A 26,077-nucleotide genomic window follows, 5' to 3' on the forward strand; every position below is an offset into this window, starting at 1 on the left:
GTTGGTTTCACATGACGGACGCGCGGCGATGCGCGCGCGCCTCACTCGCCGGCGGGCACAGCGGCAATCAGCCGGGCCAGCAACGGCCAAAAGAAATCCTCGCCCGGATAGCCCTCGATCCGTCCGGTCTCGACCCCGTCGGCCACCAGAACGAAGGTGGGCGTAAAGGCCGCCGGGCGATCCAGCGTCAGATCGGCAGGCAGCGGCTCACGCAGCTGCAGGCGGCGCAGCGGGGCGGCCTTGCCTTCGTCGGTCAGCGGGTATTGCGGCGCCACCTCGGCATTCCAGCGCGCGCAATAGATGCAGCCGGGCTGTTCGAACATCAGCAGCTGCAGCTCGGCCGCCCGGACCTGAACCGGCAGGGCCACGGCAAGGAACAGCGACAGCACAAGGCGCGGGATCATCGGTTTCACTCGCAGGATTGACGCACGCAGAAGAACATAGAAATATGCTAATGTAACCGTTGCGGCATCACAAGCGGCAGCCGCGCGGCGATCCTCGGGGAGGGGGTTGAATGCTTGACATCAGTTACGGCGGGGCCGCGCTGGCGGGTCTGCTATCGTTCCTGTCCCCGTGCATCTTGCCGATGGTGCCGTTCTACCTGTCCTATATGGCCGGGCTTTCCGTCAAGGAACTGCGCGAGGGCGGCGAGGTCGCACCCGGTGCGCGCCGCCGGCTGATCCTGCGCGCGCTGGCCTTTGCGCTGGGGGTCACCACCATCTTCCTGCTGCTGGGCCTTGGCGCCACGGCGCTTGGCAAGGCCTTTGCCCAGTGGAAGGAAACGCTGTCCTGGGTCGCGGCGGCAGTGCTGATCGTCTTTGGCCTGCATTTCCTGGGGGTTCTCAAGATCGGCCTGCTCTACCGCGAGGCCCGGGTGCAGTCCGAGGCCAAGCCATCCACCCTGATCGGCGCCTATGTGATGGGCCTGGCCTTCGGTTTTGGCTGGACGCCCTGCGTGGGCCCGGCGCTGGCGGCGATCCTGATGGTGGCCAGCGGCATGGGCGATCTGTGGCGCGGCGGCCTGTTGCTGGTGGTCTACGGGCTGGCGATGACCCTGCCCTTTGTGGTCGCCGCCTTCTTTGCCGGTCCGTTCCTGGGCTGGGTCGCGCGGCACCGCAATCTTATGGGCTATGTGGAAAAGGCAATGGGTGTCATGCTGATCGTGTTCGGCGTCCTGATCGCCACCAATTCGGTCAACCTGATTGCCGACTGGATGATTCGGACCTTCGACTGGTCCGCGACGCTGAAATGAGGGGGGAGACACCATGAAACCCATCCGCACCCTGCTGGCCGCCCTGGTTCTGGCCGCAAGCCCTGCGCTTGGATCGGAGATTGGCGAAGATGGCCTGCACAAGCCCGACTGGCTGCGCGAAACCTTCAAGGATCTGCGCGAGGATCTGGCCGAGGCGAATCACGAAGGCAAGCGGCTGATGATCATCGTGGAACAGCGCGGCTGCATCTACTGCAAGAAGATGCACGAAGAGGTCTTTCCCGACCCCGCGATCGACGCGCTGATCCGCGACAGCTATTTCGTCATACAGATGAACCTGTTCGGCGATGTCGAGGTGACCGATTTCGACGGCACGGCCTTGCCCGAAAAGGACATGGCCGCGCGTTGGGGGGTGATGTTCACGCCCACCATGATATTCTTGCCCGAAGAGGTGCCCGAGGGAAAAACCGCCGCCGAAGCGGCCGTCGCCCTGATGCCCGGCGCCTTCGGCAAGGGCACGACCAAGGCGCTGCTGACCTGGGTCAAGGACCACGGGTATGACAGCGGCGAGCATTTTCAGAAATACGTCGCCCGCACGCTGGGCGCGAGCAACTGACCGGAAGCCTTGACGAACACCAAGATATAGGAATATTCAAAAATCCATATATCCATGTTGTCGCAGTCGGGGCCGCAAGGTTTTCGGGGACTACGGGAGAGCAGAGGGAGGACAGCATGAACAGCCATCTATGGTATGTGTCGGCATTGGTTTTGGCCATGGCGACGCCTGCCATCTCTGAGACGGCACCAAAAGAGGTGGTCTATGCGGAAGGCGCGGTCGAGACCTCGCTGACCGGCGTGCCGGGTGATCCGGCAAACGGCGTCAAGGTGATGACCACCAATGCGCTTGGCAACTGCGTGGCCTGCCACCAGATCGCCGCGCTGCCCAAGGTGGAATTCCCCGGCGACATCGGCCCGGCCCTCGATGGTGCTGGCAGCCGCTGGAGCGAGGCACAACTGCGCGGCATCGTGGCGAATGCCAAGATGACCTTTGACGGAACCTTCATGCCCGCCTTCTACAAGGTCGATGGCTACATCCGTCCGGGCGACGCCTATACCGGCAAGGCGGGCACCGAACCGCTGCCCCCCATCCTGAATGCCCAGCAGATCGAGGATGTCGTCGCCTTCCTCATGACGCTCAAGGACTGACGCCTGCCACCTGGCGGGCTCCGCCAACACGAAGGAGAAACTGATGAAACTGTCACGACGCGATGCGCTCTGGGTTGGCCTTGGCGGACTTGCTGCCGCCGTGCTGCCGGGCTCTGCGGCCCTTGCCAAGACCGTCGACGAGCTGACCGCGGCCTTTACCGGCGGCGCAGCGGTCGGCGAAGGCGGCCTGACGCTGACCGCCCCGGAAATCGCTGAAAACGGCAACACCGTCCCGGTCGAGGTGAACGCCCCCGGCGCCGTTGCCATCATGCTGCTGGCCACCGGCAACCCGGAGCCGGCGGTTGCCACCTTCACCTTCGGCCCCGCGGCCGGTGCCCAGCGCGCCGCCACCCGGATCCGTCTGGCGACCACGCAAGATGTCGTCGCCCTGGCCAAGATGGCCGACGGCTCGGTCGTCAAGGCGCAGACCACCGTCAAGGTGACCATCGGCGGCTGCGGCGGCTGAGTTCAGGAACAGGAGAAACGACATGGCAAAAGACGCAAAGCCCCGCGTGAAGGTTCCGAAATCGGCCAAGGCCGGTGAAGTCGTCACCATCAAGGCGCTGATCTCGCACACGATGGAATCGGGCCAGCGCAAGGGCTCGGACGGCAAGCTGATCCCGCGCTCGATCATCAACCGCTTCACCTGCGATCTGAACGGGGTGAACGTGGTCGACGTCACGATCGAACCGGCCGTCTCGACCAACCCCTACTTCGAATTCGATGCCAAGGTCGACGCGGCGGGTGAATTCAAGTTCACCTGGTATGATGACGACGGCTCCGTCTACGAAGACGTCAAGCCGATCGAAGTCGCGTAAAGCAGCATCCGTCCAGGGAGGAGACGCCATGACGCGCTTTACCAAGACCAAGACAGCACTGGCCGCAACGGCCCTTGGCCTCGCCCTTGTCGGCGCGGCCTTCGCCGCCCCGGTCGAGGACGAACTGGTCATCGAAACCGACGATGGCCCCGTCGAGATCGTCACCAAGACCACCGCCCCCGCCTATCTGGATGGCGCGCTGGACGAGATCTATTCGGGCTGGCTGTTCCGTGACGAGGCGACCCGCGCGATGGAGCGGGACGATTTCGACAACCCGGCCATGGTGTTTGTCGACCGCGCCACCGACAAGTGGAACGAGGCCATCGGAAAGAACGGCGAAAGCTGCGCCGGTTGCCACCAGGGCCCCGAGTCGATGGCCGGCCTGCGCGCGCACATGCCGCGGGTCGATGCCAAGTCCGGCAAGCTGATGATCATGGAAGACTACATCAACACCTGCGTGACCGAGCGCATGGGGCTGGAAAAGTGGGGGGTCACGTCTTCGAACATGAAGGACATGCTCTCGCTGATCTCGCTTCAGTCGCGTGGCATGCCGGTGCAGGTCAAGATCGACGGCCCAGCCGCCCCGTTCTGGGAAAAGGGCAAGGAGATCTACTACACCCGCTATGGTCAGCTGGAAATGTCCTGCGCGAATTGCCACGAGGACAATTTCGGCAACATGATCCGCGCCGACCACCTGAGCCAGGGGCAGATCAACGGCTTCCCGACCTATCGCCTGAAGGATGCCGGCATGGTCAGCGCCCAGCAGCGGTTCGTCGGCTGCGTGCGTGACACCCGGGCCGAGACCTTCAAGGCCGGCTCGGACGAGTTCAAGGCGCTGGAGCTTTACGTCGCCTCGCGCGGCGCCGGCCTGAGCGTCGAAGGCGTTTCGGTCCGTCACTGAACCCTTGTGGTCGCCGGTCCGGCCGGCGGCCACGTTCCGACAGTCTGACACCGGGGTCCGGCCCCAGGCGCCTTGGCGCAATGGTCGTGTATTGCCCGACGATTAACAGGAGTTCCGGGGATGATCACCCGCCGCGAGTTCATACAGGCCGCCATGGCCACCACCGCCATCTATGGCGCGTCGGGCTTTGGCAATTGGGCGCGGCTGGCGGCCCAGCAGCGGCTGACCCAGGACCAGTTGCTGCAATTCGACGACTTCGGCAATGTCACCCTGATCCATATCACCGACATTCACGCCCAGCTCAAGCCGATCTGGTTCCGCGAGCCGGAAATCAACCTGGGCGTCGGCGCGGCCAAGGGCCATGTGCCCCATGTCACCGGCACCGATTTCCAGAAGATGTTCGGCATCGCCCCCGGCTCGGCCGAGGCCTATGCGCTGACCTATACCGATTTCGACGCGCTGGCCCGCACCTATGGCAAGATGGGCGGCATGGACCGTGTGGCGACCGTGGTGAAATCCATCCGCGCCGCGCGTCCCGATGCGCTGCTGCTGGACGGCGGCGACACCTGGCATGGCTCGATGACCTCGCTGCTGACCAAGGGTCAGGACATGGTCAACGTGATGAACGCGCTTGGCACCGAGGCGATGACCAGCCACTGGGAATGGACCTTTGGCACCGAGCGGGTCAAGGAAATCGTCGAGGGGCTGCCCTTCCCCTTCCTGGGCGCCAATATCTTTGACGCCGAATGGGATGAACCCGCGTTCGAGCCCTACAAGATCTTTGAAAAGGGCGGTGTGCGCATCGCAGTGATCGGCCAGGCCTTCCCCTATATGCCGATCGCCAACCCCAAGTGGATGTTCCCCGAGTACTCCTTTGGGATCCGCGAAGAGCGGATGCAGGAGGTCGTCGACGAGGTGCGCGCCGAAGGCGTCGATCTGGTCGTCTGCCTGTCGCACAACGGCTTTGACGTCGACAAGAAGATGGCAAGCCGCGTCAATGGCATCGACGTCATCCTGACCGGCCACACCCATGACGCCGTCCCCGAGCCTGTGCTGGTGGGCGAGACGATCCTGATTGCCAGCGGATCGAACGGCAAGTTCGTCAGCCGCGTCGATCTGGACGTGCGCGATGGCCGCATGATGGGCTTCCGCCACAAGCTGATCCCGATCTTCTCGGATGTCATCACGCCCGATGCCGACATGGCCGCGCTGATCGACGCCGAACGCGCCCCGTTCAAGGCACAGCTGGAAGAAAAGATCGGCACCACCGAAAGCCTGCTTTACCGGCGCGGCAACTTCAACGGCACCTGGGACGATCTGATCTGCGACGCGATCCGCAGCGAGCGTGACGCCCAGATCGCGATGTCGCCCGGCGTGCGCTGGGGCACCTCGATCCTGCCGGGCGAGGCGATCACCCGCGAGGATATCCTGAACGTCACCAGCATGACCTATGGCCAGTGCTACCGCACCGAAATGACGGGCGAGACGATCAAGCTGATCCTGGAAGACGTGGCCGACAACATCTTCAACACCGACCCCTATTACCAGCAGGGCGGCGACATGGTGCGCGTGGGCGGGCTGGCCTATGCGGTCGACGTGTCCAAGCCCATCGGCGAGCGGATCAGCGCCATGGCGCTGGTCGACACCGGCGAAGAAATCGACGCGGCCAAATCCTATACGGTCGCCGGCTGGGCCTCGGTCAACGAAGGCACCGAAGGCCCGCAAATCTGGGATGTCATCGAATCCCACATCAAGAAGATCGGCACCGTCCGTCTGGAACCCAACACCTCGGTCACCGTGACCGGCATCTGACACGACCAAGGAGTGTTCGCCCATGAATAATGACGAACCCGAAACCGGCACCTCGCGCCGCGGCTTCCTGCGCCAGACCGCGCTGGCAGGCGCGGGGCTGGTGGCCGGCACCAGCGCCGCCCGCGCCGAAGGCGCCGACCCGCTGATCACCGAAGTGCAGCCCTGGGCGACCGAATTCGGCGACCCGGTGGATGCCGTGCCCTATGGCATGCCCATCCGCTTTGAACAGCATGTGGTGCGCCGCAACGTCGAATGGCTGACCGAAAGCCCGGTCAGTTCCATCAACTTCACGCCGATCCACGCGCTGGAAGGCACGATCACCCCGCAAGGCTGCGCCTTCGAGCGTCACCATTCCGGCGCGATCGAGCTGTCCAAGGCCGATTACCGGCTGATGATCAACGGCCTGGTCGAACGCCCGCTGGTCTTCACCTTTGAAGACCTGCTGCGCTTCCCCCGCACCTCGGTCACCGCCTTTTGCGAATGTGCGGCGAACGGCGGGATGGAATGGGGCGGCGCCCAGCTGGAAGGTTGCCAGTTCACCCAAGGCATGATCCACAACATGGAATATGTCGGCGTTCCGCTGCGCGTCCTGCTGGAAGAGGCCGGGGTCAAGCCGGAAGGCAAGTGGCTTTATGCCGAAGGGGCCGATGCCTCGTCCAACGGCCGCTCCATGCCGATGGAAAAGGCGCTGGATGACGTGATGCTGGCCTTCTACGCCAATGGCGAGGCGCTGCGGAAGGAACATGGCTATCCGGCCCGTCTGGTCGTTCCCGGCTGGGAAGGCAACATGTGGGTCAAGTGGGTGCGCCGCCTTGGGGTCTATGACCGGGCCGTGGAAAGCCGCGAGGAAACGTCGAAATACACCGATCTGATGCCCGATGGCCGCGCGCGGAAATGGACCTGGGTGATGGATGCGAAATCCGTCATCACCTCGCCCTCGCCGCAGGCGCCGATCCGTCATGGCAAGGGGCCACTGGTCATCACGGGCCTTGCCTGGTCGGGCAATGGCAAGATCACCAAGGTCGATGTCTCGATGGATGGCGGGCGCAACTGGGTAGAGGCCCGCATCACCGGCGAGGCCAAGGCCAAGGCGCTGACCCGCTTCCATCTGGATATCGACTGGGACGGGTCAGAGCTGATGCTGCAATCGCGTGCCACCGATGAAACCGGCTATGTCCAGCCGACCAAGGACGCGCTGCGCGCGATCCGCGGCCGCAACAACGTCTATCACAACAACGGAATCCAGACCTGGTGGGTCCGGGCCGACGGGGAGGTCGAGAATGTCGAAATCGCTTAAGCTGCTTCTTGGCTCGGCGCTGACGGTCTCGGCCCTTGCCGCGCCGGCGATGGCCGAACGCCTGGGCCTGGGCCGCGCCGCCCTGCCCGAAGAAATCTCGGCCTGGGACGTCGCTGTCCTGCCCGATGGCCAGGGGCTGCGCCCGGGTTCGGGCGATGTGGCGACCGGCGAGGAAGTGTTCGCCGCCAACTGCGCGATGTGCCACGGCGAATTCGCCGAAGGGCTGGACGCCTGGCCGGTGCTGGCGGGCGGCGATGGCACGCTGCGCGATATGCGCCCGGTCAAGACGATCGGCAGCTACTGGCCGCATCTGTCGACGGTCTATGACTATATCCACCGCTCGATGCCCTTTGGCGCGGCGCAGACCCTGTCGGTCGACGAGACCTATGCGATCACCGCCTTCCTGCTCTATTCCAACGGGCTGGTCGAAGAAGATTTCGTGCTGTCCGACAAGAACTTCACCGAAATCCAGCTGCCGAATGCCGACGGGTTCTACCCCGACGACCGGGCCGAGTCGGAATATCCGCTGTTCTCGGCCGCCGCCTGCATGACGGACTGCCTGCCGGAACAGAAGATCACCAAGCGCGCGGTCGAGCTGAACGTGACCCCGACTGATCCCGATGGCAAGCCGGCCGGCACCCTGCCCGACCTGCACGCCGCCGCAGCGGTAGCCCCGGCATCGGGCGACACCAAGGCCGCCGAGGTCACGCCGGAACCGGCCAAGGCCGAAGAGGCCAAGGCCGAACCGGCAGCGCCTGCGACCGAGGCCGTCGTCGCCATCGATCCCGAACTGATCGAGGACGGCGAGAAGGTGTTCAAGAAATGCACCGCCTGCCACAAGGTCGGCGACGGCGCCAAGAACGGCACGGGCCCCGCGCTGAACAACGTGTTTGGCCATGCGGCGGGCAAGGCGGATGGCTTCAAATACTCCAAGCCGCTGCTGACCATGGCCGAAGGCGGGCTGGTCTGGGACATGGACTCGCTTGATGCCTTCCTGGCCGACCCCAAGGGCTTCATGAAGGGCACCAAGATGTCCTTTGCCGGCCTGAAGAAAGAGGAAGACCGCGCGGCGGTGATCGCCTATCTGTCGACCTTCAGCAACTGACCGGCATGAGGCGCCTGGCCGCCATCGTGCTGATCCTTTCCGCCGCCGTGGGCCCCTTGCCTGCGGCGGCCGATGCCATTGGCGATGCTGTCCGGGGCGAGACGCTGTTCAGGCAGCACTGTTCGGCCTGCCACCAGATCGGCCCTGGCGCCACAAATCGGGTCGGGCCGCGCCTGACAGGGATCTTTGGCCGCCGGGCCGGGTCGCTGGAGGATTTCAGCTATTCCAAGGCCATGACGCGGATGGGCCGCGACGGCCTGACCTGGACGCTGGAAACCCTGACCGCCTATGTCGAAAACCCCAGGGCGCTGGTTTCGGGCACCCGGATGAACTATCGCGGCATGGCCGACCCCGAGGCCCGCAGCGCGCTGCTGGCCTATCTGCGCGAATATTCCGACAAGCCGCAGAACATCCCCGAGGCCGAGCCCACCGCCGTCAGGACCGACCATGACCTTGATCCCGCGATCCTCGCGCTCAAGGGCGACCCGGATTACGGCGAATACCTGTCGTCGGAATGCACCACCTGTCATCAGGCGGATGGGTCCGACCAGGGCATCCCCTCGATCACCGGCTGGCCGACAGAGGATTTTGTGGTCGCGATGCACGCCTACAAGCGGCAGTTGCGCCCGCATCCCGTGATGCAGATGATGGCCGGGCGGCTGTCCAACGACGAAATCGCGGCGCTGGCAGCATTTTTCGCCGCGCTGGACCCGGCCCGCTAGGGACAGGCCCCGGCATGGGAGGATGCCGGGAAACAGCTTTCCCCAAAGGGCCCAAAAACAAGAAGAAGCGTTCCATTGTTTCGCAAAGTCAATGATTTACCTGGACTGGCAGAGCCGCGAACATCTGCCGGTTCCATCCAAGGGAGGACGACATGACACTGAACAGACGCCTGTTTCTGGGCGGGGTGGCCGCAGGCAGCGCCCTGTTGTCGGCGCCGATGGTTCTGGGCCAGGCCAAGCCGCGGGTCGTGGTGATCGGCGGGGGGGCTGGCGGGGCAACCATCGCGCGCTATCTGGCCAAGGACAGCAAGGGCGCGCTGGACGTCACGCTGATCGAGGCGAACCCGATCTATACCACCTGCTTCTTCTCGAACCTCTATCTGGGCGGCTTTCGCGACTTCGAAAGCCTGCAGCATGGCTATGACAAGATCGCTGCGGGTGGTGTGACCGTCATCACCGATATGGCCACGGCGGTGGACCGCGCGGCGAAAACCGTCACGCTGGCCGGGGGCCAGACCCTTGGCTATGACCGGCTGGTGCTCTCGCCCGGCATCGACTTCAAGGAAGGCTCGGTCGCCGGCTGGTCGCTTGCCGATGCCGAGGTGATGCCCCACGCCTACAAGGCGGGCCCCCAGACCCAGCTGCTCAAACGGCAGATCGAGGCAATGCCCCAGGGCGGCACCTTTGCCATGGTGGCGCCCCCCAACCCCTACCGCTGCCCGCCTGGCCCCTATGAGCGGATCAGCATGGTCGCCTGGTGGCTGAAACAGCACAACCCGACTGCCAAGATCCTGCTGATCGACCCCAAGGACAAATATTCGAAACAGGCGCTGTTCGAGGAAGGCTGGCAAAAGCACTACCCCGGCATGGTCGAACGGATCGGCCCCGACATGGGCGGCAACGCCGTTGAGGTGCGCCCGGCCAGCATGGAAGTGGTGATCGACGGCGAGGCCGAGAAGGTCGATGTCTGCAACGTCATTCCTGGCCAGATGGCGGGCAAGATCGCCGCCTTGGCCGGCGTGACGGCAGACTCGGGCTGGGCGCCGGTGCACCCGGACAGCATGAAGTCGAAAACCGATGACAACATCTGGGTTCTGGGCGATTCCAGCGCTCAGGGCGACATGCCGAAATCGGGCTTCTCGGCCAACAGTCAGGCCAAGATCGCCGCCATGGCGATCCGGGGCGATCTGCTGGGCGCCAAGGTGTTCCCGGCGAAATACGCGAACACCTGCTGGTCGCTGATCGCCGCCGACGATGGCGTCAAGGTCGGCGCCGCCTACGAGCCCACCCCCGAAAAGATCGCCAGCGTGCAAAGCTTCATCAGCCAGACCGGCGAAGATGCGGCCCTGCGCAAGGCGACCTATGAGGAAAGCCTTGGCTGGTATGCCGGGATCACCGCCGACATCTTCGGCTGACCCATTGCCCGCCCACAGACCAACGGGCGGCCCCCTGCCGGGGCCGCCGCATTTCCAAAGGTGCCCCATGCTGACCCGCCGACATATCCTGATCAGTGCCGCTGCCTCGCTGGCCGCGCCCCTTGCGCCCCGCCGGCTTTGGGCCGGCACCTCGCTGGAAACCGGCGGGCTGCGCATCGACACCCTGTCCGATGGCAATCTTGTCATGCCGATCGGCTTCAGCTTTGGCGACCTGCCGGCCGATCAGATCGCCGCGCTGCTGGAACGGCACAAGCTGCCGACCGACCAGCTGACCCCGCCTTGCAACGTCACCCTGCTGCGCGATGGCACCAACACCGTGATGTTCGACGTCGGCTCGGGCCCCGATTTCATGCCCACCGCCGGCAAGCTGGCCGAGGCGCTGGACGCGCTGGACGTCACGCCCGAGGACATCACGCATGTCGTCTTTACCCATGCGCATCCCGATCACATCTGGGGCCTGCTGGATGAATTCGACGAACCTGTGTTCCCGAATGCCGAATACATGATCGGTGCGGCCGAATTCGACTTCTGGACCGATCCTGCCACGCTCGAGACGATCGGCGCCGATCGCGCCACCTTTGCCGTCGGCGCCGCGCGGCGGCTGGAGGTGATCGCGGATACCGTGCGCAAGCTGGCGGACGGCGAAGAGGTTCTGCCCGGCCTGACCGCCCGCCTGACCCCCGGCCATACGCCCGGCCACATGAGCTATGACATCGTCGGTCCCGAAGGCACGATCACCGTGATCGGCGACGCCATCGGCAATGGCCATATCGCCTTTGACATGCCGGCCTGGCATTCGCCCTCGGATCAGGATCCGGTGCTGGGCGCGCAAACGCGGGTCGCGCTGCTGGCGCAGCTGGCCGACAGCGGCGCCACGATGATCGGCTTTCACCTGCCGGGCGGCGGGATCGGCCGGGTCGAACGCGCGGGCGACGCCTATACCTTCGTGGAGATCTGATCCATGCGCGCCCTTGCCCTGCTGCTGCTGACCGCCCTGCCCGCCCTGGCATCCGAGGACATTCCCGACCAGTATCCGCAATCGGTGCTATATGCCAAACCGGTCGAGGTGATCCCCTATGTGTTCACCGCCACCGGCGCCACCGCACCGCCAACCTATGAAAACGCGGGGCATAACAACAACCTGTCCTTCATCGTCACCGGCGACGGGGTGGTCGTGGTCAACTCGGGCGCCTCGTGGAAACTGGCCGAGGCGCTGCACGCCGAGATCAAGACCGTCACCGATCAGCCGGTCAGGCTGGTGATCGTGGAAAACGGTCAGGGCCACGCCAATCTGGGCAACGGCTACTGGGCCGCGCAAGGCGTGCCGATCCTGGCGCATGAGGAAGCGGCGGCCGAATTCGCGGATGGCGCGGCGCAGGATCTGGCCGCCCTGCAACGCTATGCCCGCGAGAATGCCGAGGGCACCGTCATCACCATGCCGACCGAAACCTTTACCGGCCGCAAGGACATCACCATGGGCGATGTGACGCTTCAGGTGCTGCACCTTGGCCCGGCGCACAGCCCCGGCGATACTCAGGTCTGGATCCCGCAATGGTCGATGATGGTGGCCGGCGACATCGCCTTTCACGAACGGATGCCGCCGATCTTTGAAGGCACCTGCACCTCGTGCTGGATCGAGACCTGGGATACGGCACTGGTCCCGCTGGCCCCGACCTATCTGATCCCCGGCCACGGCCACCCGACCAATCTGGCGCAGGTGCAGCGGTTCACCCGCGATTACCTGCTGGATCTGCGCGAAAAGATCGGTGCGCATATCGAGGCAGGCGGCGATCTGGCGGGTGCCTATTATGTCGATCAGTCGCGCTGGTCGCGCCTTGATACGTTCGAGGAACTGGCGACCAAGAATGCCGGCGTCGTCTATGCCGAGATGGAATTCGAATAGCGCTGCCTGCGCCGGGGCCGACAGGATCCCGGCGCAACCAGGGGCCGTCAGGCAGTGACCCGCGCGCCCTGCTGATCGACCAGCCAGTCGGTGATCATCGCGCCGATCCACATGCACAGCAGCGCAAGCCAGGCGGTCGCCACAAAGATCGACCCGCCCGTCACCCCTGCCCCGATGGCGCAGCCCCCCGCCAGCATGGCGCCAAAGCCCATCAGCACCGCACCGAACATCGACCGGCGCATCTGGCTTTCGCCGTCAAAGCCCTGAAACTTCAGGCTGCGCTTGAGCCCGGCCGAAACCAGCGCCCCCAGTGCAACGCCCGGCACAAGCCCGATGTCAAAGTCCAGCACCGGGTTTTCCGTCAGAAAGAACATCAGCGTGCTGGCCGATGGCCCCGAGAAAGTCGCGGATGTGACCGACACCGGGTCAAAGGCGGCCTGCGACAGGTTCCAGGTCAGCACCCAGCCCATCGCCACGGCAAAGCCCACACCCGAGCCGAACACCAGCACCCGCCAGCCGATCGCATTGCGCGCCGCCAGCACCAGTGCCAGCACGGCCAGCGCAACCCCAAGGCCCATTCCGGCACCTTGCGGCAGCCCCAGCAGGGTCAGCAGGTTGACGTTCGCGCCCCCCGGCGTCACCCACAGCCCGGCCAGCCATTGCCGCACCGGCGCCAGCCAGCCATGCAGCGCCATCTGCGCCACCACAGCAAAGATCAGCCCCGACACCACCGACCGCAGGTTCCCCGTCGCCGCCAGCACCAAGAGCCGCCCCGAACAGCCGCGGGCCAGCACCATGCCGGCGCCGAACATCAACCCGCCGATCACCGCGCCCGACCAGCTGCCGGTGACCGCCATCATCCGCGCATCGGCCGACCGGAACAGGCCCAGCCATTGCGCCCCCTGCACCCAGATCACGGCGGTGGAAAAGGTCAGCAGCCAGACCGCCACCCTGGACCCCATCCGCCCGCGCGCGAATTCCACGGTCGCGGCGCGCAGGCAAAAGGACGACCGTTCCGCAGAAAAGCCGAACACCGCCCCCACCAGCAGGCCGAACAGGGCAGCCAGGATCGGCTCGGGCAGACGATCAAGCAGATAGGTCAGGTCCATGGCGCGTCCTCCTGCGCGCCACATGCCACAAGAGGGCGCGCGCCGCCTTGATTCAGGTCAGATGCGGCAATCGCCTGCCGTTCAGCGCGCGCTGTCCGGCGGGTCGGCTGGCCTGTCCGCGTCGGCGGTCGGCCATTGGCGGTACAGCGCGGTCGCATGAAACGCCGCATCGCGCAGGTGGTCCTGCAGCTCGGCCCGGATCCGCGCCACATCGCGCGAGCGCAGGGCCTCGATCAGCGGCTCGTGCTGGCGGGCAATCTCGACCGGATCGTCATAGACCCGGCCGACCAGCGCGATGCCGGATCGCAGTTCCGTCGCGATCTGGTCGAACAGCCGCAGGATGCGGGAATTGCCGCCAATCTCGCACATCATGCGATGAAAGGCGTAATCCTCGGCCACCTGTTCCTGCATCCGCCCTTCGGCACCCAGCCTTTTCAGCAGCTCGACCTGGGCCTCCAGCCGTGTCAGATCGGCCGGGGTCATCCGGTCGACCAGCGCCTGGGCATTGTGCAGTTCCAGGCATTCGCGCAGGTCATAGATATCCGCCAGCTCGTCCGCATCATAGCTTTTGACGAAAAAGCCCCGCCGCGGGTGCGACACGATCAGCCCCTGGCTTTCCAGCAGTCGCAGCGCCTCGCGCACCGGCGCGCGCGAGGTGCCCAGCTGTTCGGCAAGCCGCGCCTCGGTCACACGTTCGCCAGGGCGCAAAAGCCCGTCGCCAATGGCGCGCAACACCTGATCGGCAATGCGGCTTGGCAGGTCGGGCTGCTGCAACGCCTTGAACATCGGTTCTGTCTCGACTGCGCCGGCCAAGGACGCCCCCTTGATGCAGATGGATGCGGCGTTGCAGTCTGCCCGATCTTTGGGCGTCACGTCCGGCCGCGGGCAATGTGCCATCTAGGCATACATTATGTCGATTGTCGACACTTGAAAAGTCGACGAGTTTCCCGGAACCTCAGCTCAACAAGAACGACGGTCGCACAACCTGGGCGATTCGCGGACAGGGAAAAACGATGACAACACCGGGCGCTGTTCGGACGACGTGCCGCCAGTTTTGTGCGCAAGGCGATGGCGCATGCGACATCGCGGCAGGGGCGGATTTCGGGGTCGGCGGGCCATCTGCCCTGCGCAGGCCGGGCCTTGCACCATGAGCGGGTGCGGCGCCCCCGAGGTGATCGAGATCCTTGCGCTGTCGCGGACCTTCGATCTTGCCCGGATCTTCGCCGATGCGAATACCGACCGCGTTCGGGTGATCAGCCCCGATCAGGTCACCGACCCGGCCCGCGTCGACGTGGCGCTGAGCTGGGCGCCCGAGGATCGCGCCTTTGACGCCTATCCCAATCTGCGCATGGTCTCGTCGATTGCGGCCGGGGTGGACCGGATCCTGACCTGCCCGTCGCTGCCGCCGCAGGTTGTCGTCACCCGCATCCGCGATCAGGGGCAGGCCGACATGATGGCCGGGTTCGCGGCCTGGCATGTCGTGTGGCACCATCGCCGGATGGGCGATTATGTGGCCAATCAGGCCAGCCGCACCTGGGACCGCAGCTTTCGCGCCCCGCCCCCTGGCCGGGTGCGGGTGGGGATCCTGGGCTATGGCCTGATGGGTCAGGCCTGCGCGCGGGCCATTGCCGCGATGGGCTTTCCGGTGCTGGCCGCGCGCAGCTCGGCCGGTGCGGTGCAGGCGCCGACCGGCGTTCAGGTGATCGGCGGCGAAGGCGCCATTCAGGCGGTGGCGGCGCAGTCGGACATCCTGATCAACACCCTGCCGCTGACGGACAGCACCCGCGATCTGCTGGATGCGGCGCTGTTCGCACAGATGCCCAAGGGTGCGGTTCTGGTCCAGATCGGCCGCGGCGAGCATCTGGTCGAGGCCGATCTGCTGGCCGCGCTGGACAGCGGCCAGCTGTCCGCCGCCAGCATCGACGTGTTCCGGGTGGAGCCCCCGCCGGACGATCACCCGTTCTGGGGTCATCCGAACATCCTCGTGACCCCGCATCGCGCCTCGGACAGCAGCCGGCCCGAGATCCTGCGCCAGATCGCTGAAAACTATCAGGCCGTGCGCGAAGGCCGGCGCCCACCCGGACTTGTCGACCGCGCAAGCGGCTACTGACCCACCGACGCGGGGGGGCAAGCCCCGCATCCAAGGAGACTGCCCATGACCGCCCCGACCCGCATTCTGACCAATGGCAAGATCTGGTGCGGCCTTGCCGAAGGCTTTGCCGAGGCGCTGGCCATCGCAGGCGACAAGGTGCTGGCCACCGGCAGCGCCGCCGACATCGCGGCCATGGCAGGCCCCGATACCGACATCATCGACCTTGAGGGGCGCCTTGCGGTGCCCGGCCTGAACGATGCGCACCTGCACCTGCACATGTATGGCAAAAGCCTGGTCCAGCTGGACCTGCGCCCGGCGGCCGGTGTGACCAGCGTTCAGGCCATTGTCGATCTGGTGGCCGAGGCAGTGAAAAACGCCAAACCCGGCGAATGGATCCTGGGCCGCGGCTATGACCACGACAAGCTGGACGAGCTGCGCCACCCCACCAGGCGGGAACTGGATGCCGTCTCGCCGGAAAACCCGGTGTTCCTGACCCGCACCTGCGGCCATACCACGGTGGCCAACACGCTGGCGCTGCAGGCGGGCGGGATCGGGCACAACACCCCCGACCCGTTCGGCGGCAAGATCGGCCGCACCGCAGGCGAGCTGGATGGCCTGCTGTTCGAAAACGCCCGTGCGCCCATTCAGGCGGTGATCCCGCTGCCGACCGAGGAAGATCTGGTCGATTCCATCGAACGCGGCGGCAAAAGCCTTTTGTCCTTCGGCATCACCTCCTGCATGGAGGCCGCCATCGGGCTTGAGGTCGGCACGGTCGAGCTGGACGCCTATCTCACCGCGCGCAAGGCGAACCGCATTCCGGTGCGCGTTGCAGGCACGCTGATGGGCGATGCGGAACGCAACATCCTTGACTATGCCTATTCCAAGGGCCTGGTGACCGGCGTTGGCGATGACATCTTCCGCATCGGGCCGGTGAAATACTTCACCGACGGCTCGGCCGGGGCGGGCACCGCCTGGATGTCGAAAGCCTATGAGAATGATCCGACCAACTTCGGCGTTCAGTGCCTGACGCAGGAACAGACCGATGCGCTGACCATGACCGCGCACGAGCGGGGCTATCAGCTTGCCCCCCATGCCATCGGGGATGCGGCCATCGACATGGTGCTGAACGCCTATGAAAAGGCCTATGCCGCCCTGCCCGCCCCCGACCGGCGCCACCGGATCGAACATTGCGGGTGGCACAAGCCCGAGGATCTGCCGCGCATGATCGCCATGGGCGTGATCCCGGCCGGGCAGCCCAGCTTTCTCTATTTCTTCGGCGAGGGCTATCACACCATCCTTGGCCACGAGCGGCCGCAGCATTGCTACCCGTTCAAGACCTGGCTGGACAGCGGGCTGCACCCCTCGGCCTCGACCGATTGCCCGGTGACTTCGCCCGATCCGCTGCCCTGCATCTATGCGCTGGTCACGCGGCTTTCGGACAGCGGCAAGCCGCTGGGGCTGGATCAGAAGCTGACCATGGCCGAGGCGCTGCACCTTTACACCTACGAGGCGGCCTATGGCGTGCATGACGAAGACCGCAAGGGCCGTCTGATCCCTGGCCAGCTGGCCGATGTGGCCGTGTTCGACACCGATTTCTTCACGGTCGAGCCCAAGGCCATCCTGGGCGCCCGCTGCCTGATGACCCTGCTGGGCGGCGAGGTCGTCTATCGCGCCTGAGCCGCCGGAGCGGCCGGTCCAGCCACATCGGGCCGGCCGCATCCCTCAAACGCCAATGACAGGACCGCCCCATGACTGCACCCGTTCCAGCCCGAAGGACTGCCAAATGACCGCCGACACGATCCTGACCAACGGCAAGATCTGGTGCGGCATGGCCGAAGGCTTTGCCGAGGCACTGGCCATTCAGGGCGACAAGGTGCTGGCCACCGGCAGCGCGGATGACATCGCGGCCCTGGCCGGCCCCGACACGCAGGTGATCGACCTTGGCGGACGGCTGGCGACGCCCGGCCTTTATGACGTGCATACCCATCTGTCGATGTTCGGGCTGGGGCTGAAGCATCTGGATCTGAACCCCAAGCGGGTGAAATCCGTCGGCAGCCTGCTGGACCTGGTGGCCGAGGCCGCGAAAACCCGCAAACCCGGCGAATGGATCATCGGGCGCGGCTATGACCATGCCAAGCTGGCCGAATACCGCCACCCGACCCTGCGCGAGCTGGACGCGGCGGCGCCGGACAACCCGGTCTATGTCTCGCGTGCCTGCGGGCATGTGGGCGTGGCGAATTCGATCGCGCTGTCGATGGCGGGGATCGGCCACAATACCCCCGACCCCGATGGCGGCGCGATCCAGCGCGCCAATGGCGAGCTGACCGGCCTTCTGGCCGAAAACGCCCGACGCCCGGTGCTGGATCTGCACCCCGAACCGGGGCTGGACGATTACGTCGACGCCATCGAGGCGGGCGGCAAGCTGATGCTGGCGCTTGGCATCACCTCGACGATGGATGCCGCCGTCGGCATGAGCCATGGCTGGACCGAGTTTGAGGCCTATCAGAAAGCCAGGGACACCGGCCGCCTGCCCGTGCGGGTGTCGATGTGCCTGATCGGCGACAAGGATCGCAACATTCTGGACAGGGCGGTTGCCGAAGGGCACCTGTCCGGCTCCGGCTGCGACATGCTGCGCGTGGGGCCGGTCAAGTTCTTCATCGACGGCAGCCTTGGCGGCAAGACCGCGGCGATGAAGGAAAACTACCCCGGCACCTCGGATCGCGGCATCTTCTGCCTGTCGGATGACGAGTGCAACGCGCTGGCCAAACGCGCCCATGACCACGGCTTTCAACTGGCGGTTCACGCGATCGGTGATGCCGGGATCGAACAGTTCCTGACCGCCGTGCGGCTGGCGCAGGCGGCGAACCCTGCCCCCGACCGGCGCCACCGGATCGAGCATTGCGGCTGGGTGACGCCCGACCAGATCGCCACCATGCAGGAACTGGGCGTCATCCCCGGCCCGCAGCCCGATTTCATCTATTACTTCGGCGATCAATATGTCGAAGCCATGGGCAAGGAACGGGCCGATACGTCCTATCCGATGCGGTCATGGATCGACGCAGGGCTGCGCCCCTCGGCCTCGACCGATTGCCCGGTGACGGTGCTGAACCCCTTTGCGGGGCTTTATGCCATGGTCACCCGCACCACCGACAAGGGCACCGTGCTGGGCGCCGATCAATGCCTGACCATGGCCGAGGCGCTGAACGCCTATACGCTGGACTCGGCCTATGCCACCCATGACGAGGGGCGCAAGGGCCGTCTGGTGCCGGGGCAGCTGGCAGACATTGCGGTCTTTTCGCACGACCTGTTCCAGATCGCGCCTGCGGCCATCCTGGACACCGACTGCGTGATGACCCTGCTGGGCGGCAAGGTCGTTCACGATGCGACGGGGGGCTAGGCCATGCTCGCCATGCTCTTGCGCCGCATCGGCCTGTCGATCCCGGTTCTGCTGGGGGTGATGGTCTTTGGCTTCCTGCTGTTGCAACTGGTGCCGGGCGATCCGGCCGTGGTGCTGGCCGGCCCCACCGCGCCCCCCGAAGTGGTCGAGGAAATCCGCAAGTCCATGGGCCTTGACCGGCCGCTGGTCGTGCAATTCTGGATGTATTTCGAACGGGTGCTGGCCGGCGATTTCGGCCGCTCGATGATTTCCAACAAGCCGGTGACCGAGGAACTGGCCGCCGCCATCGGCCCGACGGTCGAACTGATGCTGGCCTGCCTGATCTGGTCGATCCCGCTGGGCATCGCCATGGGCACGCTGGCCGCGATGAAGCGCGGCACGCTGGTCGACCGCGCCATCATGGCGCTGTCGGTGGCGGGCGTGTCGCTACCGGTCTTCTTCATCTGCCTGCTGCTGATCCAGCTGTTCGGCCTGACCTTCCGCTGGCTGCCCTTTGTCGGGCGCGAAGGCCCGGTCTGGACGCTCGAGGGGCTGCGCCACATCGCGCTGCCCGCGCTGTCGCTGGGCATGGTGTTCATCGGCCCGGTGGCGCGGATGACCCGCTCCTCGGTGCTCGAGGTGCTCAAGCTCGATCATGTGCGCACCGCCCGCGCCAAGGGGCTGACCGAACGCGCGGTGGTGGTGCGCCACGCGCTGCGCAACGCGCTGATCCCGGTGGTGACGCTGGTGGGGCTGCAAGCCGGCTATCTTCTGGGCGGCGCGGTGGTGACCGAGACGATCTTTGGCTGGCCCGGTGTGGGGCGGCTGGCGGTCGGCGCGATCCTGTCGAGCGATTTCACCATCGCGCAGGGCTGCATCCTGACCATGGCGCTGACCTTCATCGCGATCAACCTGATCGTCGACATCCTCTATTCCGTGCTTGACCCGAGGGTGCAGAAATGACCGACGCTGCTACTGCGACCCCCGCCATGACTGCCCCGCCCCAGCGCCTGCCCTGGTGGCGCCGCCTGCTGCGCGACCGCGCGGCGCTGATGGCACTGGTCGTGCTGGTGCTGATCTTTGCCGCCGCCGCGCTGGCGCCCTGGCTTGCGCCCTATGACCCCTATGCCAGCTCGCGCAAGGTGATGCTGCCACCCGCCTGGGCCGCGCGCGGGTCGATGGACTTTCTGCTGGGCACCGATCCGCAAGGGCGCGACATCCTCAGCCGGCTGCTCTATGGCACGCGGCTGACGCTGCTGATCGGGCTGTCCAGCATTCTGGTGGGCGGGCTGCTGGGATCGTTCCTGGGCCTGCTGGCCGCATTCTATGCCCGGCTTGATCCCTGGATCATGCGCCTGTCCGACGTGCTGCTGTCGCTGCCGGCGATCCTGCTGGGGCTGGCACTGGTGGCCGCGCTGGGACAGGGGATCATGCCGGTGGTGCTGGCGCTGGTGGTTTCCACCATCCCCGATTGTGCCAGGATCGCCCGCGGCATCGCCATGGGCATCATGAAGCAGGAATTCATCGAGGCCGGCCGCGCGCTTGGCCTGCCCGACCGGCAGCTGTTCACCCGCTATCTGCTGCGCAACGCGATTTCCTCGATCCTGATCTTCCTCAGCCTGCGGTTCGGCCAGCTGATCCTGATTGCCGCCTCGCTGTCGTTCCTGGGCCTCGGGGCGCGCCCGCCGGTGGCGGAACTGGGCATGATGGCCGCGCAGGGGCGCGATTTCTTCCTGTTCGCACCGCATATCGCGGTGATCCCTTCGGTGCTGATCCTGATCATCGTGCTGGCCGCCAATATTGCGGGCGACGCGCTGCGCGATGTGCTGGACCCGCGCCTGCAGACCTGAACCACCCCCAACCCGGCCACCGAACGCGCCGGGACCAAGCACCACCCTCATTCTGCCAACAAGGAGCACGACGCCATGTTTTCCCGAAAGTCATCCCTGCTGCTGGGCGCGGCGCTGGCCGCCGCGCTGCCGGCAGCCGGCCTGCACGCCCAAGAGGTCAAGCTGGCCCGCCTGATCGATTCCAACAGCTATGACCCGCACAAGGTGACGGCCACTGCCGCCGCCGAAGTGCTGTTCATGATCGCCGACACGCTGGTCGCCATCGAGCCCGACATGAAGACCCTGCGCCCCGGCCTTGCCAAAAGCTGGGACGTGTCGGACGACGGCACGACCTATACCTTCCATCTGCGCGACGATGTCACCTTCTGCGATGGCAAGAAGATGACCGCCGCCGATGTCGCCTACAGCTTCAACCGCTGGATCAACCCGGAAACCAAATCGCCCGTCGCCTGGCGCGCCGGCCCGGTCGACAAGATCACCGCGATCGACGACACCACGCTGGAATACAAGCTCAAGGCGCCGTTCTCGGAGCTGCTTTACCAGCTGACGCAGAACTTTGCCGTGGTGATCGACAAGGACACGGTCGAAAAGCTGGGCCCGGATTTCGGCGTCGCCGGCTTCAACGGCACCGGGCCGTTCTGCTGGGGCGAATGGCTGCCGCGCGACCGTTTCACCATGACGCGCAACCCCAACTACACCTGGGGCCCCGATTTCTATGAAAACACCGGGCCGGCCAAGGTGGAAAAGGTCACCTGGAGCATCATCCCCGAGGCGAACACCATCACCGCCGCGCTGATGACCGGCCAGGTCGATGCGACCAACTATGCGCCCTACATCGCGCTTGACCAGTTCGAGGCAACGCCGGGCTTTGTCGTCAGCGCCTCGGAATCGGCGCGCTACACCTATTTCGTCGGCTTCAAGCTGGACAAGCCCACGGTGTCCGATCTGGCCGTGCGCCAGGCGATCAACTACGCCTTTGACCGCGCCGCGCTGGTCGAGGACCAGTTCTATGGCAAGGTGTTGCCCGCCTACAGCTATATCGCCACCGACACGCTGGACTGGAACCCCGAGGTCGAGAAGGTGATGATCACCACCCACGACGTCGACAAGGCCAAGGCCCTGCTGGACGAGGCCGGCTGGAAAGTCGGTGCCGATGGCATCCGCGAAAAGGACGGCGTCAAGCTGAAGCCAGTGCTCTACAGCCTGTCGGGCGTGTGGCCCAACATCATCCAGGCGGTGCAGGCCGAACTGCTGAAGGTCGGCATCGACGTGCAGCTGAACGTCTTTGATCCGACCGTCGGCTGGGGCAAGCTGGCGACCCAGGAATTCGACATGTTCACCATGGCCTATCCCTATGTCTCGGCCGGTGACGCGATGAACCTCTATTTCCGCTCCAGCAACCGCCCGGCGCCGAACCGCACCAACTGGGCCGACGAGGACACCGACAAGTGGCTGGCCGCCGGGTCTTCGGCGCTCAACGATGCGGGCCGGGCCGAGAACTTCGGCAAGGTGCTCTACAAGGTGCACGAGGCGATGAACTGGATGCCGCTCTATCATGCGCCGATCATCATCGTGCAGTCGGACAAGCTGAAGCCGATGACGGCCCACCCGATCTATGGCGCGGCCTATTACAAGGGCCTCGGTCTGGAAGTGGTGAAGTAAGCCCCTGATCCCTGGCCGGTCCCGCGTCTTCGCGGGGCCGATCCTGCCCTGCTGCCATCCCCGGAGTCCCCGATGCCCGATGCCGACCCGCTTCTCGAGGTGCGCGACCTGCATGTCCATTTCCACACGGATGCCGGCCTGTTCCGCGCGGTCGATGGCATCAGCTTTTCGGTGCCGCGCGGCAAGACGCTGGGCATCGTGGGGGAATCGGGCTGCGGAAAATCGGTGACCTCGCTGGCCATCATGCGGCTGCTGGCACAGCCCCCGGCGCGCTATGCTGGCGGCGACATCCTGTTCGAAGGCAAAAGCCTGCTGAAGCTGTCCGAGGCCGAGATGCGCAAGCTGCGCGGCGGCAAGATCGGCATGATCTTCCAGGAACCGATGACCAGCCTGAACCCGGTCTATACGATCGCGGACCAGATCATCGAATCCCTGCGCGCCCATGGCATGACCGATCGCGCCAGGGCCCGCGCCCGGGCCATCGAGATGCTGAAGATGGTCGGCCTGCCCTCGCCCGAAAAGCGCGCCGACGACTTTCCGCACCAGCTTTCGGGCGGTCAGCGGCAGCGGGTGATGATCGCCCTTGCGCTGGCGAACGATCCGCAACTGCTGATCGCGGATGAACCCACCACGGCGCTGGACGTGACGATCCAGGCGCAGATCCTGGCGCTGATGCGCGATCTGTCGGCGCGCACCGGGGCATCCGTCGTGCTGATCACCCACGACCTGGGCGTCGTTGCCGAAACCTGTGACGAGGTGGTGGTGATGTATGCCGGGAATGTCGTCGAACGCGCCCCCGTCGCCTCGCTGTTCGAGGCGCCGCAGCATCCCTATACCATCGGTCTGATGGCCGCCGTGCCGCGCATCGACACCACCTCGGACCGGCTGGAGACGATCCCCGGATCGGTCCCGCCGCCCTATATGCTGATCCCCGGCTGCAAGTTCGCCTCGCGTTGTCCGCTGGCCGATGGCCGCTGCACCGCCGAACGCCCGCCCTTGCGGGAAATCGCCCCGTCGCATTTCGTCGCCTGCTGGCAGGCCCCTATCGAGGAGGCCACCCGATGAAGCCGCCCGTTCTGGAAGCCATGAACCTGTCCAAGCACTATCCGGTGCACAAGGGCATCCTGAACCGCCAGATCGGCGCGGTGCAGGCGGTGTCGGACGTGAACTTCCGCCTGATGGAGGGCGAGACCCTTGCCATCGTGGGCGAATCCGGCTGCGGCAAGTCCACGCTGGGGCGCGCCCTCCTGCGGCTGTCGGAACCCACCGCCGGCAATGTCCTGCTGGATGGCAAGGACATCACCACCCTGCCCCCCGGCCAGCTGCGCGACAAGCGGCGCGAGATGCAGATGGTGTTCCAGGATCCCTTCGGCTCGCTCAACCCGCGCATGACGGTGCGCGAGACACTGCTGGAGCCGATCATCCTGCACAAGGTGGCAACCGGGGCCGCCGCCGAGGCGATGGTGTCGGACCTGCTGAAAACCGTCGGCCTGTCGGATTTCCACGCCGGGCGCTATCCGCATGAATTCTCGGGCGGGCAGCGCCAGCGGATCTGCATTGCCCGGGCGCTGGCGACGAAACCGCGCATCATCGTCTGCGACGAGCCGGTTTCGGCGCTGGATGTGTCGGTGCAGGCGCAGATCGTGAACCTGCTTCAGGATCTGCAACGCCAGTTCGGCCTGTCCTATGTGTTCATCAGCCACGATCTGGCGGTGGTGCGCCATATCGCGGACCGGGTGGCCGTGATGTATCTGGGGCGCATCGTGGAAATGGGCGATGCGGAAACCATCTTCCGCGACCCGCGCCATCCCTATACCCGCGCCCTGGTGGCGGCCGCGCCCAAGCCGGTGCCCGGCGCCGCCCTGCCCGACCGCGCGGTCAAGGGCGACATGCCCAGCGCGCTGAACCCGCCATCGGGCTGTGCCTTCCACACCCGCTGCCCCATCGCGCGCGACATCTGCGCGCGTGACCGGCCCGATCTGCGCGAGACGGCAGGCAAGCAGGTCGCCTGCCATTTCCCTGACGAGGCAGCGACGATCCCCGCCTCGGTCGCCGCGCCCATGTCGGGCGTGCTGCAACAACGCCTGGCGGTTCTGGACCGCCGCCGCGCTGCCCAAGGCTAGGAGGAGCCCATGCGCAAGGTCATCAACGCAGGTCACATCATCGCCTTTCAAGACGGCGGCCACCGCCATCTGACGAATGGCCATATCGTGGTGGAACACGACCGCATCGCCCATGTCGGCGGCGGCACATTCACCGGCCAGGCCGACGAGGTGATCGACGCCCGCCACCAGATCATCACGCCCGGTTTCGTCAACACCCATTCCCACCTGTCGGAATCGCCGCTGGACAAGTCCTTTGTCGAGGATCGCGGGCCGCGCAACTTCTACCTGTCTGGCCTGTTCGAGTTCCTGACCGCGCGCAAGGGCGCCATGACCAACGAGGCCCGCAAGGCGGCGGTGGACTTCTCGATGCACGAGCTGATCCGCACCGGCACCACGACTATCGTGGAACTGGGCCTGATGGGCCCCTATGTTGCCGAGCAATGCGAAAAGGCCGGGCTGCGCGCCTGGATCGGCGAGATGTATTCCTCGACCACCTGGTTCACCGACGATGGCCGCACCGTCAGCTATCGCCCGCGCGGCGACGATGGCGCGGCGGGGCTGGCCCATGCGGTGAAGTTCGTCGAGGACTATTCCGGCCGGGCGAACGGGCGGATTCAAGGGTTCCTCAGCCCTGCCCAGGTCGATACCTGTTCCGAAGACCTGCTGCGGAAAACCAAGGCGCTGGCGCGCGAGATGGGGGTTCCGACCGCGCTGCATACCTCGCAATCGGTGCCCGAGTTTCAGGAAATGGTGCGCCGTCATGGCTGCTCGCCCATCGAATGGCTGGACCGCATCGGCTTTCTGGGGCCAGAACTGATCATGGGCCATGCGATCATGCCGGGCGGGTCAAGCTGGGTGAACTATCACGCCCCCGATCTGGACCTGCTGGCAGACAGCGGCACCAATGTCGCGCATTGCGTCTGGGTCTATTGCCGGCGCGGCATCGCGATGGACAGCTATGCGAAATACCTCGACAAGGGCATCACCATGACCCTTGGCACCGACACCTGCCCGCAAAGCATGATCGAAGGGCTGCGCTGGACCGCTGTCATGTCCAAGGTGCAGGACCGCCGGACCGAAGTGGCGACAGCGGCCGATGTGTTCAACTCGGCCACGCTGGCGGGTGCCAAGGCGCTGGGGCGCGACGATCTGGGCCGCATTGCCAAGGGGGCCAAGGCGGACCTGCTGTTCTGGGAAACCGCCAGCATGACCATGACCCCGATGCGCGATCCGGTGCGCAACATCGTCTATTCGGCCCAGAGCGACGATCTGCATTCCAGCATGATCGACGGGGTTTTCGTGATGCGCGACCGGATCGTTCCGGGCTATGACTTGGGCACGCTGACCGCAAACCTGCAAAAGGGCGCCCGTCACATGTGGGACAACATGCATGTCGAGGACTGGGCCCACCGCACCATTGACCAGCTGTCGCCCAACAGCTTTCCGGAATACCGCGCCTAAGGCGCGCCAGAC

25 protein-coding genes are annotated in these 26,077 nt (G+C 65.6%); 22 read left to right on the forward strand and 3 right to left on the reverse strand.

The genetic code is table 11. The annotated features are described in order from the left end of the window. Nucleotides 1–41: 41 nt before the first annotated feature. The gene (locus G481_RS0111800) at nucleotides 42–404 is read right to left on the reverse strand and encodes a thioredoxin domain-containing protein (RefSeq protein ID WP_028030218.1); all 363 of its coding nucleotides are present in this window, start codon (nucleotides 402–404) and stop codon (nucleotides 42–44) included. 110 nt (nucleotides 405–514) lie between these two features. On the opposite strand from G481_RS0111800, the gene G481_RS0111805 reads away from it, so the two are divergent. The 13 genes from G481_RS0111805 (at nucleotide 515) to G481_RS0111865 (ending at nucleotide 12,410) form a co-directional block, all read left to right on the forward strand. After that, nucleotides 515–1,252 (forward strand): cytochrome c biogenesis CcdA family protein, encoded by a 738-nt coding sequence (locus G481_RS0111805; protein ID WP_028030219.1) that lies wholly within the window; start codon nucleotides 515–517, stop codon nucleotides 1,250–1,252. A gap of 13 nt (nucleotides 1,253–1,265) precedes the next feature. Next, nucleotides 1,266–1,826, forward strand: a complete 561-nt coding sequence (locus tag G481_RS0111810) for a SoxW family protein (protein ID WP_028030220.1) — start codon at nucleotides 1,266–1,268, stop codon at nucleotides 1,824–1,826. Nucleotides 1,827–1,942: 116 nt separating this feature from the next. After that, the gene (gene soxX / locus G481_RS0111815; protein ID WP_051294490.1) at nucleotides 1,943–2,416 is read left to right on the forward strand and encodes a sulfur oxidation c-type cytochrome SoxX; all 474 of its coding nucleotides are present in this window, start codon (nucleotides 1,943–1,945) and stop codon (nucleotides 2,414–2,416) included. A gap of 43 nt (nucleotides 2,417–2,459) precedes the next feature. Next, complete coding sequence (gene soxY, locus G481_RS0111820) at nucleotides 2,460–2,882, forward strand: thiosulfate oxidation carrier protein SoxY (RefSeq protein WP_028030222.1); 423 nt, start codon at nucleotides 2,460–2,462, stop codon at nucleotides 2,880–2,882. 22 nt (nucleotides 2,883–2,904) lie between these two features. Next, the gene (soxZ, locus tag G481_RS0111825) at nucleotides 2,905–3,234 is read left to right on the forward strand and encodes a thiosulfate oxidation carrier complex protein SoxZ (RefSeq protein ID WP_028030223.1); all 330 of its coding nucleotides are present in this window, start codon (nucleotides 2,905–2,907) and stop codon (nucleotides 3,232–3,234) included. Between the two features lie 28 nt (nucleotides 3,235–3,262). Next, the gene (gene soxA, locus G481_RS0111830) at nucleotides 3,263–4,135 is read left to right on the forward strand and encodes a sulfur oxidation c-type cytochrome SoxA (protein ID WP_028030224.1); all 873 of its coding nucleotides are present in this window, start codon (nucleotides 3,263–3,265) and stop codon (nucleotides 4,133–4,135) included. A gap of 120 nt (nucleotides 4,136–4,255) precedes the next feature. Then, complete coding sequence (gene soxB, locus G481_RS0111835; protein WP_028030225.1) at nucleotides 4,256–5,947, forward strand: thiosulfohydrolase SoxB; 1,692 nt, start codon at nucleotides 4,256–4,258, stop codon at nucleotides 5,945–5,947. A gap of 22 nt (nucleotides 5,948–5,969) precedes the next feature. Next, nucleotides 5,970–7,244 (forward strand): sulfite dehydrogenase, encoded by a 1,275-nt coding sequence (gene soxC / locus G481_RS0111840; RefSeq protein ID WP_028030226.1) that lies wholly within the window; start codon nucleotides 5,970–5,972, stop codon nucleotides 7,242–7,244. Next, nucleotides 7,228–8,349: a c-type cytochrome gene (locus G481_RS0111845; protein ID WP_028030227.1), complete on the forward strand. Its 1,122-nt coding sequence runs from the start codon at nucleotides 7,228–7,230 to the stop codon at nucleotides 8,347–8,349. Before soxC ends, G481_RS0111845 begins: the two co-directional genes overlap by 17 nt. Before the next feature lie 5 nt (nucleotides 8,350–8,354). Then, nucleotides 8,355–9,071, forward strand: a complete 717-nt coding sequence (locus G481_RS0111850; RefSeq protein WP_028030228.1) for a c-type cytochrome — start codon at nucleotides 8,355–8,357, stop codon at nucleotides 9,069–9,071. A 152-nt stretch (nucleotides 9,072–9,223) separates the two neighbouring features. Further along, complete coding sequence (locus tag G481_RS0111855) at nucleotides 9,224–10,486, forward strand: NAD(P)/FAD-dependent oxidoreductase (protein ID WP_028030229.1); 1,263 nt, start codon at nucleotides 9,224–9,226, stop codon at nucleotides 10,484–10,486. Nucleotides 10,487–10,553: 67 nt separating this feature from the next. Next, the gene (locus tag G481_RS0111860) at nucleotides 10,554–11,465 is read left to right on the forward strand and encodes an MBL fold metallo-hydrolase (RefSeq protein WP_028030230.1); all 912 of its coding nucleotides are present in this window, start codon (nucleotides 10,554–10,556) and stop codon (nucleotides 11,463–11,465) included. 3 nt (nucleotides 11,466–11,468) lie between these two features. Continuing rightward, on the forward strand, nucleotides 11,469–12,410 hold the full coding sequence (locus G481_RS0111865; protein WP_028030231.1) for an MBL fold metallo-hydrolase: 942 nt from the start codon (nucleotides 11,469–11,471) through the stop codon (nucleotides 12,408–12,410). A 47-nt stretch (nucleotides 12,411–12,457) separates the two neighbouring features. Here the strand turns inward: G481_RS0111865 and G481_RS0111870 are convergent, their stop codons facing one another. Together G481_RS0111870 and G481_RS23640 are read right to left on the reverse strand one after the other, a co-directional pair. Then, the gene (locus G481_RS0111870) at nucleotides 12,458–13,519 is read right to left on the reverse strand and encodes a YeeE/YedE family protein (protein WP_028030232.1); all 1,062 of its coding nucleotides are present in this window, start codon (nucleotides 13,517–13,519) and stop codon (nucleotides 12,458–12,460) included. Between the two features lie 81 nt (nucleotides 13,520–13,600). Further along, complete coding sequence (locus G481_RS23640; RefSeq protein WP_211235201.1) at nucleotides 13,601–14,332, reverse strand: GntR family transcriptional regulator; 732 nt, start codon at nucleotides 14,330–14,332, stop codon at nucleotides 13,601–13,603. Between the two features lie 334 nt (nucleotides 14,333–14,666). On the opposite strand from G481_RS23640, the gene G481_RS0111880 reads away from it, so the two are divergent. The 9 genes from G481_RS0111880 (at nucleotide 14,667) to G481_RS0111920 (ending at nucleotide 26,065) form a co-directional block, all read left to right on the forward strand. Then, nucleotides 14,667–15,629, forward strand: coding sequence for a 2-hydroxyacid dehydrogenase (locus G481_RS0111880; RefSeq protein ID WP_035025916.1), 963 nt, complete (start codon nucleotides 14,667–14,669; stop codon nucleotides 15,627–15,629). A gap of 45 nt (nucleotides 15,630–15,674) precedes the next feature. After that, complete coding sequence (locus G481_RS0111885; RefSeq protein WP_028030234.1) at nucleotides 15,675–17,288, forward strand: amidohydrolase; 1,614 nt, start codon at nucleotides 15,675–15,677, stop codon at nucleotides 17,286–17,288. Between the two features lie 106 nt (nucleotides 17,289–17,394). Further along, entirely contained in the window at nucleotides 17,395–19,008 is a 1,614-nt protein-coding gene (locus tag G481_RS0111890; protein ID WP_028030235.1) for an amidohydrolase, read from the forward strand. A gap of 3 nt (nucleotides 19,009–19,011) precedes the next feature. Beyond that, a complete protein-coding gene (locus G481_RS0111895; protein ID WP_028030236.1) occupies nucleotides 19,012–19,950 on the forward strand; it encodes an ABC transporter permease in 939 nt (312 codons plus the stop codon). After that, nucleotides 19,947–20,837, forward strand: a complete 891-nt coding sequence (locus tag G481_RS0111900) for an ABC transporter permease (RefSeq protein ID WP_028030237.1) — start codon at nucleotides 19,947–19,949, stop codon at nucleotides 20,835–20,837. The genes G481_RS0111895 and G481_RS0111900 overlap by 4 nt, the downstream gene beginning before the upstream one ends. Nucleotides 20,838–20,912: 75 nt before the next feature. Continuing rightward, nucleotides 20,913–22,499 carry an ABC transporter substrate-binding protein gene (locus tag G481_RS0111905; protein WP_028030238.1) on the forward strand — a complete coding sequence of 529 codons (1,587 nt, stop codon included), beginning with the start codon at nucleotides 20,913–20,915 and terminating at the stop codon, nucleotides 22,497–22,499. A 72-nt stretch (nucleotides 22,500–22,571) separates the two neighbouring features. Then, nucleotides 22,572–23,564: an ABC transporter ATP-binding protein gene (locus G481_RS0111910; protein WP_028030239.1), complete on the forward strand. Its 993-nt coding sequence runs from the start codon at nucleotides 22,572–22,574 to the stop codon at nucleotides 23,562–23,564. After that, nucleotides 23,561–24,622: an ABC transporter ATP-binding protein gene (locus tag G481_RS23645; RefSeq protein ID WP_035025918.1), complete on the forward strand. Its 1,062-nt coding sequence runs from the start codon at nucleotides 23,561–23,563 to the stop codon at nucleotides 24,620–24,622. Before G481_RS0111910 ends, G481_RS23645 begins: the two co-directional genes overlap by 4 nt. A gap of 9 nt (nucleotides 24,623–24,631) precedes the next feature. Next, on the forward strand, nucleotides 24,632–26,065 hold the full coding sequence (locus tag G481_RS0111920) for an amidohydrolase family protein (protein ID WP_028030240.1): 1,434 nt from the start codon (nucleotides 24,632–24,634) through the stop codon (nucleotides 26,063–26,065). Nucleotides 26,066–26,077 lie beyond the last annotated feature (12 nt).

The organism is Gemmobacter nectariphilus DSM 15620 (assembly GCF_000429765.1).
Classification (GTDB): Bacteria; Pseudomonadota; Alphaproteobacteria; order Rhodobacterales; family Rhodobacteraceae; genus Wagnerdoeblera; species Wagnerdoeblera nectariphila.

Coding starts and splice junctions, on each gene's coding strand:
- soxB (WP_028030225.1), top strand. CDS start 4,256: ATGATCACCCGCCGCGAGTTCATACAGGCCGCCATGGCCACCACCGCC.
- soxZ (WP_028030223.1), top strand. CDS start 2,905: ATGGCAAAAGACGCAAAGCCCCGCGTGAAGGTTCCGAAATCGGCCAAG.
- G481_RS0111880 (WP_035025916.1), top strand. CDS start 14,667: ATGAGCGGGTGCGGCGCCCCCGAGGTGATCGAGATCCTTGCGCTGTCG.
- G481_RS0111860 (WP_028030230.1), top strand. CDS start 10,554: ATGCTGACCCGCCGACATATCCTGATCAGTGCCGCTGCCTCGCTGGCC.
- G481_RS0111850 (WP_028030228.1), top strand. CDS start 8,355: ATGAGGCGCCTGGCCGCCATCGTGCTGATCCTTTCCGCCGCCGTGGGC.
- G481_RS0111910 (WP_028030239.1), top strand. CDS start 22,572: ATGCCCGATGCCGACCCGCTTCTCGAGGTGCGCGACCTGCATGTCCAT.
- soxA (WP_028030224.1), top strand. CDS start 3,263: ATGACGCGCTTTACCAAGACCAAGACAGCACTGGCCGCAACGGCCCTT.
- soxY (WP_028030222.1), top strand. CDS start 2,460: ATGAAACTGTCACGACGCGATGCGCTCTGGGTTGGCCTTGGCGGACTT.
- G481_RS0111800 (WP_028030218.1), bottom strand. CDS start 404: ATGATCCCGCGCCTTGTGCTGTCGCTGTTCCTTGCCGTGGCCCTGCCG.
- G481_RS0111900 (WP_028030237.1), top strand. CDS start 19,947: ATGACCGACGCTGCTACTGCGACCCCCGCCATGACTGCCCCGCCCCAG.
- soxC (WP_028030226.1), top strand. CDS start 5,970: ATGAATAATGACGAACCCGAAACCGGCACCTCGCGCCGCGGCTTCCTG.
- G481_RS0111870 (WP_028030232.1), bottom strand. CDS start 13,519: ATGGACCTGACCTATCTGCTTGATCGTCTGCCCGAGCCGATCCTGGCT.
- G481_RS0111890 (WP_028030235.1), top strand. CDS start 17,395: ATGACCGCCGACACGATCCTGACCAACGGCAAGATCTGGTGCGGCATG.
- G481_RS0111895 (WP_028030236.1), top strand. CDS start 19,012: ATGCTCGCCATGCTCTTGCGCCGCATCGGCCTGTCGATCCCGGTTCTG.
- G481_RS0111905 (WP_028030238.1), top strand. CDS start 20,913: ATGTTTTCCCGAAAGTCATCCCTGCTGCTGGGCGCGGCGCTGGCCGCC.
- G481_RS23645 (WP_035025918.1), top strand. CDS start 23,561: ATGAAGCCGCCCGTTCTGGAAGCCATGAACCTGTCCAAGCACTATCCG.
- G481_RS0111865 (WP_028030231.1), top strand. CDS start 11,469: ATGCGCGCCCTTGCCCTGCTGCTGCTGACCGCCCTGCCCGCCCTGGCA.
- G481_RS0111885 (WP_028030234.1), top strand. CDS start 15,675: ATGACCGCCCCGACCCGCATTCTGACCAATGGCAAGATCTGGTGCGGC.
- G481_RS0111805 (WP_028030219.1), top strand. CDS start 515: ATGCTTGACATCAGTTACGGCGGGGCCGCGCTGGCGGGTCTGCTATCG.
- G481_RS0111855 (WP_028030229.1), top strand. CDS start 9,224: ATGACACTGAACAGACGCCTGTTTCTGGGCGGGGTGGCCGCAGGCAGC.
- G481_RS0111920 (WP_028030240.1), top strand. CDS start 24,632: ATGCGCAAGGTCATCAACGCAGGTCACATCATCGCCTTTCAAGACGGC.
- soxX (WP_051294490.1), top strand. CDS start 1,943: ATGAACAGCCATCTATGGTATGTGTCGGCATTGGTTTTGGCCATGGCG.
- G481_RS0111810 (WP_028030220.1), top strand. CDS start 1,266: ATGAAACCCATCCGCACCCTGCTGGCCGCCCTGGTTCTGGCCGCAAGC.
- G481_RS0111845 (WP_028030227.1), top strand. CDS start 7,228: ATGTCGAAATCGCTTAAGCTGCTTCTTGGCTCGGCGCTGACGGTCTCG.